Source organism: Cellulosimicrobium funkei (genome assembly GCF_001019615.1).
In the GTDB taxonomy this organism is placed as follows: Bacteria; Actinomycetota; Actinomycetes; order Actinomycetales; family Cellulomonadaceae; genus Cellulosimicrobium; species Cellulosimicrobium cellulans_E.
On record NZ_JNBQ01000064.1, the window covers coordinates 1 to 9386 of the forward strand.

At 76.2% G+C, this 9386-nt stretch carries 9 protein-coding genes; 4 read left to right on the plus strand and 5 right to left on the minus strand.

Annotated features, from left to right (window positions below; genetic code table 11):
* A partial coding sequence (locus tag FB00_RS20390; protein WP_047234755.1) for a UvrD-helicase domain-containing protein occupies nucleotides 1-1552 on the minus strand: 1552 nt, incomplete at its 3' end.
* A 64-nt stretch (nucleotides 1553-1616) separates the two neighbouring features.
* On the minus strand, nucleotides 1617-2540 hold the full coding sequence (locus FB00_RS21410; protein WP_052877832.1) for a DUF3152 domain-containing protein: 924 nt from the start codon (nucleotides 2538-2540) through the stop codon (nucleotides 1617-1619).
* Nucleotides 2541-2651: 111 nt separating this feature from the next.
* Between FB00_RS21410 and FB00_RS20400 the strand changes: the two genes are divergently transcribed.
* Both FB00_RS20400 and FB00_RS20405 read left to right on the plus strand, forming a co-directional pair.
* Nucleotides 2652-3437, plus strand: a complete 786-nt coding sequence (locus tag FB00_RS20400; RefSeq protein ID WP_052877833.1) for a TetR/AcrR family transcriptional regulator — start codon at nucleotides 2652-2654, stop codon at nucleotides 3435-3437.
* Between the two features lie 94 nt (nucleotides 3438-3531).
* Nucleotides 3532-3756 carry a DUF3107 domain-containing protein gene (locus FB00_RS20405; protein WP_047234756.1) on the plus strand — a complete coding sequence of 75 codons (225 nt, stop codon included), beginning with the start codon at nucleotides 3532-3534 and terminating at the stop codon, nucleotides 3754-3756.
* Nucleotides 3757-3817: 61 nt separating this feature from the next.
* Here the strand turns inward: FB00_RS20405 and FB00_RS20410 are convergent, their stop codons facing one another.
* Complete coding sequence (locus tag FB00_RS20410; protein WP_047234757.1) at nucleotides 3818-4531, minus strand: ferritin-like fold-containing protein; 714 nt, start codon at nucleotides 4529-4531, stop codon at nucleotides 3818-3820.
* 243 nt (nucleotides 4532-4774) lie between these two features.
* Here FB00_RS20410 and FB00_RS20415 point away from each other — a divergent pair, with 243 nt between their 5' ends.
* Entirely contained in the window at nucleotides 4775-6454 is a 1680-nt protein-coding gene (locus FB00_RS20415) for a DEAD/DEAH box helicase (RefSeq protein WP_047234758.1), read from the plus strand.
* 102 nt (nucleotides 6455-6556) lie between these two features.
* Here FB00_RS20415 and FB00_RS20420 read toward each other — a convergent pair whose 3' ends face one another.
* Both FB00_RS20420 and FB00_RS20425 read right to left on the minus strand, forming a co-directional pair.
* Entirely contained in the window at nucleotides 6557-7747 is a 1191-nt protein-coding gene (locus tag FB00_RS20420; RefSeq protein ID WP_047234759.1) for a CynX/NimT family MFS transporter, read from the minus strand.
* The gene (locus tag FB00_RS20425; RefSeq protein WP_047234760.1) at nucleotides 7744-8463 is read right to left on the minus strand and encodes a FadR/GntR family transcriptional regulator; all 720 of its coding nucleotides are present in this window, start codon (nucleotides 8461-8463) and stop codon (nucleotides 7744-7746) included. The genes FB00_RS20420 and FB00_RS20425 overlap by 4 nt, the downstream gene beginning before the upstream one ends.
* Before the next feature lie 140 nt (nucleotides 8464-8603).
* Here FB00_RS20425 and FB00_RS20430 point away from each other — a divergent pair.
* Nucleotides 8604-9386, plus strand: a 783-nt coding sequence (locus FB00_RS20430) for a carbohydrate binding domain-containing protein (RefSeq protein WP_047234761.1), incomplete at its 3' end; no start/stop codon positions are given.

A 9386-nucleotide genomic window follows, 5' to 3' on the forward strand; every position in this document is an offset into this window, starting at 1 on the left:
GCAGCCGACGGAGCGCGACGACGTCCAGAGCGCCGACCGGCGACGTGAGCAGGGCTGCGGCGGTGAAGGGGTCCAGGGCATCGACGTCGTCCTCGTCCGCGACGCACACGCGGACCGCCGCGAGCAGCGGCGCGACGGCCGGCTCGTCGCGCAGCGGGACGTCGGAGCCGAGCAGCGTGACCGGCACCGAGGCCGCGACGAGCTCCCGGCGCAGCGCCGCGAGACGGGTCCCGGTGCGGGCGACGACCGCCATCCGGTGCCACGGCGTGCCGTGCAGCAGGTGCTCGGCCCGCAGCTCGCGCGCCACGAACGCGGCCTCCTGCGCGACGGCGGAGAGCACGACGACCTGGACGGGTGGGGCAGCCCCGGGCTCGCCGCCCGAGCCGGTCCCCCGATGCGCGGCCACCTGACCGGACGTGCCGGCCGCGCCCGCCGCGTCGAGCGGCGCACCGCGGGGGGCCGCACCGCGGTGCACCGCGCCGGCGACGGTGCCGACCTGCGCCGCGACCCGGCGCGTCACGTCCCGCAGCGCGGCGTCCTGCCGCCACGCCGTGCCGAGCACGGCCACGCGCGCCCCGAGCTCGCCGCGCCGGGCCCCGTCCCGGCGGGCGGGCGCCGAGGCACGGCCGACGAGGCCCGGGCTCGCACCGCGGAAGGTCTGCACCGCCGCGTCGGGGTCGCCGAGCAGCACGAGCCGTGCGCCGTCGTCGTGCAGCACGTGCAGGAGCCGTGCGGTCGCGACCGTCGCCTCCTGGTAGTCGTCGACGACGACGAGGTCCCAGCGCGGCCGGGCGGCGTCGGGCACCTCGTCGTCCCACGCGAGGAGGGCCTCGGCCGCCTCGTCGACCACGATCGCCGGGTCGAACCGGGCGCCCGCGTCCGGCGTCCCCGAGCGCAGCGCGGTCACGTCGAGGTACTCCGCGAACAGCTGGGCGCCCAGCGACCACTCCGGCCGCTCGTAGCGGTCTCCGAGCGCGGCGAGGTCGGCGGGCGTCAGGCCGCGCTCCGCCGCGCGCATGAGGAGGTCGCGGAGCTCCTGGCGCAGGCCCCGCAGCCCGAGCGCCTCCTCGGGGAGGCCGGGCGGCAGGACCAGGGGCGAGCCCAGGTGCGCGAGGTCGCCCTCCAGGTGGCCCTCCAGCAGCTCGGAGAGCACGAGGTCCTGCTCCGGTCCGGAGATGAGCGTCGGGACGGGCTCTCCCAGCGCGGCCGCGCGCTCGCGCAGCACGGCGAAGGCCGCCGAGGCCGCGGTGCGCACCATCGGCGCACCGACGGTGCGGCGGGCGCGGGCCGACAGGCGGTCGCGGAGCGCAGCGGCGGCACGCCGGGACGAGGCGAGGAGCAGGACGCGCTCCGGGGCGAGGCCGTCGGCGAGCGCCGCGAGCACGACCTCCTGCGCGACGAGCGTCTTCCCGGTGCCGGGCGCCCCGACGACGAGCGTCGCGCCCGGCCCGGCCGCCGCGGCGAGCGCCGCGCGCTGGGAGTCGTCGAGCGTGACGTCGGCCTCGTGGTCGCGAGGCCGCGCGACGAGGCGAGGGGCGGTCGTCCGGGGCACGGACCCGATCCCATCACGTGCCACCCACACCGTGGGCATCGCCGACGGAGCGGCGAGAGCGCCGCTACGGCACGGGCCACCCGTTGGTCAGGCACCCCTGGGCCGAGATCGACTGCTGCACCATCACCGGCGCGACGGCGCCCGGGGCCGGGCAGTCCTCGTGCCCGTGCCCGAGCACGTGACCCACCTCGTGGTTGACCAGGTACTGGCGGTACGTCGCGAGGTCGTCACCGAAGTCGGGGGCGCCGAGCACCCAGCGCTCGAAGTTGAGCACCGCGACGCCGGACACGGAGTTGCCGCACGAGTACTTCCCCTCGGTCGCGAGCGGGGCGCACATCCGGTCGGTCGTCGCGGGGCTCGCGAGCACGACGCGGATCGACGCGTCGTCGGCAGCCGTCCGGGAGAACGTCACCCCGTCGGGGCCCGACCACCCGCGCGGGTCGTTGAGCGTGGCGAGCACCGCCGTCGCGAGGACCTCGCCGTCCACGGGCAGGCCCTGCTCGACCTCGACCCGCACGGACCGCACGGTGCCCGTCCCGGGGGCCGGGGCCTCGCCCGGGACCACGTCGAGCGCGCCCCCGAGGTCGGGCGCGACGACGACCTCGCCCACGAGCCCGGAGCCCGGCTCCGCGACCGGCGCCGCGGGCGTCGCGGGCGTCGTCGGCGTGGGTTCGGGCACCGGCTCCGCCTCGGCCTGCGGCGGCGGGTCCGCAGGAGCGAGCGGCACGACCACGTCGGGGCGCGGTGCGACGCGCTCGCGGAGCTCCGGCGCCAGCACCACGTCGCCCGCGCGCTCCGCGCCGGACCGGCTCGCCGCGTCGGCCTCGTCGCGGGGCGGAGCGGGCGGGTCCTCGCGGTCCGCCGAGACGGGCGCGGTCACGCTCGGGACGTCCCACACCTCCGCCGTCGCGGCGCCGCCCCCGAACCCGACCACGAGGCAGGCGGCGACGGCCGCACCGTGCCGCACGCCCCGCGAGGAGCGCTTCACGCGAGCTGTCGACGGGCGGTTCGGGGGGGTATGTCTGTCGGGCACCCGCCCATCGTCCCACTCCTCGCGACGCCCGGTCGACACGAGGCGCCGTTTCCGTATCCTCCCCCCATGACCGGAGCCAGCGAGGGACGCGGGCGCGGCACGGCCGGGCCGCCCGTCGCCGCGCGCACCCGGATGCCCCGGGACGAGCGGCGGACGCAGCTCCTGACGATCGCCGAGGAGCTCTTCGCCTCCCACGGCTACCACCACATCTCGATGGACGACATCGCGGACCGCGCCGGGGTCGGCAAGCCCGTGCTCTACCGGCACTTCCCCTCGAAGCTCGACCTCTACCTCGCGCTCATCGACGACCAGGGCGACCGCCTCGTCCGCGCCGTCCACGTCACGCTCGACCCGTTCCGCGAGCCGGCCCCCGGGATCTCCGCGAGCGACCTCGACGCCCTCGCGGTCGACGGTCTCGCCGTCATCGAGGGCATCGTCCGGGCGTACGTCGCCTACGCGCGCACGGCCGGCAGGTCCGCGGCGCTGCTCTTCGAGTCCGACGTCATGCGCGACCCGGTGGTGCGGGCGCGCGTGCTCGCCCCCGACGCCCGCATCGCGGGGGCGTTCGCCGACGTGCTCGTCCGGATCACCGACCTCGACGCCGACGAGGCGCTCGTCGTCTCGCGGACGTGCACCGCCGTCGGCCGGGCGGCCGCGACCGAGGCCGTTCGTCCGGACGGGACCGCGTCGGCCGACGACGTCACCCGGCTCGTCCCGCGCCTCGTCTGGCGCGGTGTGCACGGGATGCTGCGCCGTCCGCGGGCCGGAGCCCCGGACGCCGCGGCGGCGCCGTCCGCCGACGTCGCCCCCGGACCGGACGCGGCGCTCGACGGCTCGACCGCGGGAATCTGACTACTATCGAACGCGTTGTCGCCGGTGGGACGCCCACAGGCGGACCGAGGCCCGTCGTCGCTGCGCCTGGCGCAGCCGCTGTGAGGAGATGTGAGTGGAAGTCACGATCGGTGTGCAGAACCTGGCCCGCGAGCTCGTCGTCGACACGGACCTGTCCGCCGAGGCCGTGGCGACCGCCGTCGCGGACGCGCTCGGTGGCGCCCCCGCCCTCGAGCTCACCGACTCGCGCGGTCGCCGCGTGATCATCCCGACGGCGTCGCTCGGCTACGTCGAGATCGGCACCGAGGAGCAGCGCAAGGTCGGTTTCGGCTCTCTCTGACCGCCACGACCTGACCGTCGACGACGCCGCCGTCGCGCCCCCGGGCGCGACGGCGGCGTCGTCAGGCCGCCAGACCCAGGCGGTCCATGCGCCGGGAGTGCTCCGCCGTGAGGCGCGAGAACACCCACGACTGGGTCGCCGGCGCCGGGCCGTTCGACGCGGCCTCGGCCGTCGCGTCGATCCCCGCGGCGACGAGGCGCGCGAGCGCGGGCCGCTGGGCGAGGACGACGCCGACGACGCCCAGCGCCTCGCCGACGAGGCGCCGGCCCCACAGCGCGAGCCGGGACGCGAGCACCGGGTCCGCGGCGGCGGCGTCCGCGATGACCGGGGCGTAGCGCTGCGACGGCGTGTCCTGCGTGAGCGCCTCGACGACGACGTCGCGCGAGCGCTCGTCGAGGCCCTGCGCGGCGAGCAGGCAGAAGTCGTCGGCCACGCCCTGGCCCACGTACCCCTTGAGGATCCCCTCCCACCACGTGCTGGGGCGGGTGCGCGCGTCGAAGTCGTCGAACAGGCCGTCGAAGGCGGTCATGCAGTCGGCGGGGTCGCCGCCCAGCTCGTCCACGCGGACGAGGACGCGCTCCTGCCGGTCGAGCATCGCCGCCGCGAGCCGCGAGAGCGCCTGCCGCTGCCGCAGCGTCGGGGCGTGCGCGGCGTCGCCCGCGAGCCGTCCGAAGCTCGCGAGCTCCGTGTAGGCGACGAGACCGAGCAGCTCGACGGCGTCCGCGTGGTCCGCCGTGGGCAGGGTCAGGGGGCTCGCGTGCTCGGCGTCGCTCATCAGGCCAGGATAGTTCTCCGATATCATGGCCGACGTACATCGGTTGCCCGGTCGTCCAGACCTCACGCTCGTCACGCGAACGACGACGGCACGGCACGGTCCGCAGCGCGGGCCTGGCCACGACATTCACGATCGGCTGCCGGCCACGAGGCGCGTACGACCGCGACCGGGAACCTCTCCCGGTGCCGGGCCCACGACGGGCCCGCCGACGGTCGCGCGTGCCCGAACGAGACAGAGGCACCAGTGACCACCACAGACGCGACCAGCACCGACGCGACCCCTGACGTGAGCGCGGACGCGACAACCGTCGCCGCGAGCGTCCATGCGGACAACACCACCTTCGCCGACTTCGGCGTGCGCCAGGAGATCGTCGACGCGCTCTCCGACGCGGGGATCGTCCAGCCCTTCCCCATCCAGGCGATGACCCTGCCGGTCGCCATGTCGGGGCACGACATCATCGGCCAGGCCAAGACGGGTACCGGGAAGACCTTCGGCTTCGGCGTGCCGCTGCTGCACCGCGTGGTCGCCCCGGGCGAGCCCGGGTTCGACGAGCTCCCCTCCCCCGGCAAGCCCCAGGCCCTCGTCGTCGTCCCGACGCGCGAGCTCGCGGTCCAGGTCGCGAACGACCTCGGCACCGCCTCGAAGCGCCGTTCCGTGCGCATCGTGCAGCTCTACGGCGGCCGCGCGTACGAGCCGCAGGTCGAGGCGCTGACGCGCGGCGTCGAGGTCGTCGTCGGCACCCCCGGCCGCATGATCGACCTCATGAACCAGGGCCACCTCAACCTCACGCGGGCCTCGATCGTGGTCCTCGACGAGGCGGACGAGATGCTCGACCTCGGCTTCCTGCCCGACGTCGAGAAGATCCTGGCCCGCACGCCCGCCCAGCGGCACACGATGCTCTTCTCGGCGACGATGCCGGGCGCCGTCGTCTCGATGGCGCGCCGCTACATGAAGCAGCCGACGCACATCCGGGCGAACGATCCCGACGACGGCGGCCAGACGGTCAAGAACATCGAGCAGGTCGTCTACCGCGCGCACGCGCTCGACAAGGTCGAGATGCTCGCGCGCATCCTCCAGGCCGACGGCCGCGGTCGCACGATCGTGTTCGCGCGGACCAAGCGCACCGCGGCGAAGGTCGCCGACGAGCTCGTCGACCGTGGGTTCGCGGCCGGCTCGATCCACGGCGACCTGGGCCAGGGCGCGCGCGAGCAGGCGCTGCGTGCGTTCCGCAACGGCAAGATCGACGTGCTCGTCGCGACGGACGTCGCGGCGCGCGGCATCGACGTCGAGGACGTCACGCACGTCGTGAACTACCAGTGCCCCGAGGACGAGAAGACGTACCTCCACCGCACCGGCCGCACCGGCCGCGCGGGCAACAAGGGCACCGCGGTGACGTTCGTCGACTGGGACGACATCCCCCGCTGGTCGCTCATCGACAAGGCGCTCGGCCTCGGCATCCCGGAGCCGGTCGAGACGTACTCGAGCTCCCCGCACCTGTACACGGACCTGCACATCCCCGAGGGCACCAAGGGCCGCCTCCCCAAGGACCGGCGCACCCTCGCCGGGCTCGACGCGGAGGAGATCGAGGACCTCGGCGAGACCGGCAAGCGGCACACGCCGGCCGGCGGTTCGCGCGGTCGCCAGGGCGGCCGGTCCGACGGCGGGCACCGCCGGGGCGAGCAGGGCGACCGCGGTCGCTCGGGCGGCCAGGGCCGTTCCGGCGGGCGTCGCGCCGAGGGCGAGCGCTCGGGCAGCCGTCCCGAGGGCGAGCAGGCCGCCGCCACCGCGGGTGCACCGTCCGAGAACGCGCCGTCCGAGGGCGGCGAGCGCCGTCGTCGGTCCCGGAACCGCCGCCGTACGCGCGGCGGCCGCCCCGTCGAGCAGCAGGGCGGCGCCGAGGCGACCGCCCAGCCCGCGGAGTAGTCCGCCCGCCGGGCCCCGTCCCGCAGCCCGACGACGAACCCCGGGTCTCTCGTCACGGTCACCGCGCCGTGGGGAGAGACCCGGGGTTCGTCGCGTCGGCGGTCAGTGCACGTGCGCGTCCCGACCCGCGAACCACACGGCGACGCCCTGGACTCCGGCCGCGGCGACGAGCAGGAGGAGCGGCAGCGTCCACGTGCCGGTGGCGTCGTGCGCGAGCCCGAGACCGAGCGGCCCGGTCGCGGCGAGCAGGTAGCCCGCGCTCTGCGCCATGCCGGAGAGCTCGGACGTGTGGGCGGCGTCGCGGGCCCGCAGGGCCATGAGGGTGAGCGCGAGGCTGATGCCGCCGCCCTGGCCGAGTCCCACGAGCACGACCCAGAGCGCCGCGGCGCCGGGTGCGAGCGCGAGCCCGAGCAGCCCGGACCCGACGAGCACGACGAGCACGATCCCGATGCCCCGCTGACGGCGCATGCGCCCCGCGAGGACCGGGGTCACGAACGACCCGAGGATCCCTGCGAGGTTGCACAGCGCGAGGAGCCAGCCGCCCGCCTCCGGCGTCCGGCCGAGCGCGACCATGATCTCCGGGAGCCACGCGTTGACGGCGTAGAACGACAGCGACTGCATGCCCATGACGACCGTGACCGCCCAGGCGAGCGGGCTCCGCCACACCGCGGAACGGGCGACCCCGGCCCCGGCGCCCGCGCCGAACGACGTCGCGCCGGCCAGGTCGGGCCGCAGCGCGCGCGGCACCCACACGAGCACGCCGAGGACGGCGAGCACGCCCCAGGTCGCGAGCGCGCCGCGCCAGTCGAGACCCGCCGCCGTCGCGATCGGGAGGGTGAGCCCCGCCGCGAGCGCGGCGCCGCCGGACAGCGCCATCGAGTACAGCCCCGTCATGAGCCCGATGCGGTCGGCGAAGTCGCGCTTGATGAGCGCGGGCAGCAGGACGTTCCCCAGGCCGATCGCGCACCCGGCGACCACGGTCCCGGCGAAGAGCCCCCACGTCTCGGGGACGAGCCGGAGCGCGAAGCCGACGCACAGCACGACGAGGCTCACGAAGAGCGCACGCTCGAGCCCCCAGCGCCGCGCGAGCACGGGCGCGAGCGGCGCGAGGAGGCCGAAGCAGAGGACGGGCAGCGTCGTGAGCACGCCCGCCGCCGCCGCGCTGAGCCCCAGGTCGGCGCGGATCTCGCCGAGCACCGGCGAGATCGAGACGACGGCGGGGCGCAGGTTGAGCGAGGCGAGGACGATCGCGACGACCGCCCCCACCCCCAGCGGACGGCGCAGCGCGCTCACGCGGAGACCTCCCCGGCCCCAGCACGACCGGGGCCCTCCACGGCAGCCTCCACGAGCTGCGCGCGCACGGCGTCGATCGTCGCGGTCACCGCGCCCTCGGCCGCGTCGGCGTCGCCGGCCCGGATCGCCGCCACGACCTCCTCGTGGCCGGGGACGTCGCGGTGGTGCCGTCGCCGCTCCCCCGACGGGAAGGTCCGGACGAGCGCGTGGTCGAGGCCGTCGTAGAGGTCGGCAAGCAGCGGGTTTCCGGCCGCGCGCACGACCTCGGCGTGGAACGCGACGTCGGCGGCCTGGAACGTGTCCTCGTCGGCGTCGCGCGCCGCGACCTGGGCCGCGAGCGCGGCGTCCAGCCGGGCGAGCGCGCCCGCGTCGTGCCGTCCCGCCGCCGCCCGCGCCGCACCCCGCTCGAGGATGCCGCGCACGTCGAGCACGTCGAAGGCGTCGGTGGTCCGTGCGCGGCGGGCCAGGGCGGCGTCGAGGCCGTCGGCCGCGCGGACGTACGTGCCGTCGCCGCGCCGGGGCTCCAGGACGCCCGCGTGCTCGAGCGCGCGCACCGCCTCGCGCACGGTGTTGCGGCCCACGCCCAGCTCGGCCACGAGCTCGGGCTCCGGCGGGATCCGGGAGCCCACCGGCCACTCCCCCCGAGCGATGCGTTCGCTGAGCCGTTCGACGACGAGCTCGGACACCTTGCGGGGCGGGACGATCGGCTGGTTCACCGAAAGAACCTAACATCCCCTGTTTGGCCTCGGCGACGACGGGGGGACGTACGGGGTCTCTCGTACGGGGATTGACCAGCGCGCGGCGCCAGGAGGACCTTGCGCGGGACCGCTCCTCGACGACGAAAGCGAGATCCGCCATGGACCCCACTACCCCGCGACGCCGACGACTGCGCAGGCTCCTCGCGCTCGTCGCCTCGGCGACGCTCGTCGGGACACTGCTCACCGGGACCACCACCGCCACCGCCGCGGACACCGAGCTCGTCGTCAACGGCGGGTTCGAGTCGGGGCTGTCCGGCTGGACCTGCTCGGGCTCGACGGGTCAGGCGACCGCGAGCCCGGTCCGCACCGGCAGCGGTGCGCTGCGGGCCGCGCCCGCGGGCGCGGACAACGCGCGCTGCTCGCAGCGCGTGACCGTGCAGCCCTCCTCGACCTACACGCTCAGCGCGTGGGTCCAGGGTGCGTACGTGTATCTCGGGGCGAGCGGCGCGACCGCGCAGGACGTCTCCACCTGGACGCCCTCGGCCTCGACCTGGCAGCGGCTCAGCCTGACGTTCACCACGTCGGCGACGGCCACGTCGGCGACGGTCTACCTGCACGGCTGGTACGGCCAGCCCGCCTACGTCGTCGACGACGTCAGCCTCGTCGGCCCGGGCGGCGGCACGACGCAGCCGCCCGCCATGCCCACCGGCCTCACCGCCGGCACCCCCACCGCCAGCAGCGTCCCGCTCACGTGGGGCGCCGTGACGGGCGCCACCGGCTACGCCGTCTACCGCGACGGCGCGAAGGTTGCGACCACCACGACCCCGTCCACGACCGTCACCGGGCTGACCGCCGCCACCGCCTACTCCTTCCAGGTCACCGCCACCAACAGCGCCGGCGAGTCCGCCCGCTCCACCGCCGTCACCGCGACCACGACCGGC

Excerpts from the sequence above, each read along its gene's own strand:
- FB00_RS20400 (WP_052877833.1), top strand. The coding sequence starts at position 2,652 with ATGACCGGAGCCAGCGAGGGACGCGGGCGCGGCACGGCCGGGCCGCCC.
- FB00_RS20410 (WP_047234757.1), bottom strand. The coding sequence starts at position 4,531 with ATGAGCGACGCCGAGCACGCGAGCCCCCTGACCCTGCCCACGGCGGAC.